The sequence below is a fragment of the Spiroplasma sp. hy2 genome (assembly GCF_044714365.1).
Classification (GTDB): Bacteria; Bacillota_I; Bacilli_A; order Mycoplasmatales; family Mycoplasmataceae; genus Spiroplasma; species Spiroplasma phoeniceum.
On sequence record NZ_RXFZ02000324.1, the window covers coordinates 1 to 666 of the forward strand.

The following is a 666-nucleotide window of genomic DNA, read 5'->3' on the forward strand; positions in this document are numbered from 1 at the left end:
WTAATAAAATCAAATTTATCAAATTTCATAATTTTAGATTCCTATAATTTCTATTTTAAATATATTTTATAGGAATTTTAAAATAACTAGGTTATGCAAGAAGTCTAGTATAATTAACAATTACATTTTTGGTATAAATATTTTTATCATTTGAAGTAATTATTGCACTGTTATTAGTAATGTTTGTAACGTTAATTTTTGTGATGTCTAATTGTGGATTTAATTCTTTTAATTTGTCTTTGATTTGCTTCTTGGTTGGATTAGACAAATTATTAGTTATAAATTCACCTAAATCAGTGTTTTTAATTATTTCGTTTATTTGTTTGTTGTTAGTTACACTTGTTGGTTGAATTACAATATTTGATATATTACAAAAACTAAAATATAATATTAAAATGATAAAAATTATTAAGCATATATCTAATAAAAATAATTTTATATTAATTGCATAAATTATTTTTTTTCATTTCTTTTTATTTTTTTTCATTTTTTCCATATTTTTTAAATAATATTTATCAATTAATTGAACTTATTGAAACAGTATAATTAACAATTACATTTTTGGTATAAATATTTTTATCATTTGAAGTAATTATTGCACTGTTATTAGTAATGTTTGTAACGTTAATTTTTGTGATGTCTAATTGTGGATTTAATTCTTTTWTT

At 17.8% G+C, this 666-nt stretch carries 1 protein-coding gene; it reads right to left on the reverse strand.

Annotation, left to right across the window (positions count from 1 at the left end; genetic code table 4):
* Positions 1-91 precede the first annotated feature (91 nt).
* A complete protein-coding gene (locus EHV01_RS06335) occupies positions 92-487 on the reverse strand; it encodes a hypothetical protein (RefSeq protein WP_422066718.1) in 396 nt (131 codons plus the stop codon).
* Positions 488-666 lie beyond the last annotated feature (179 nt).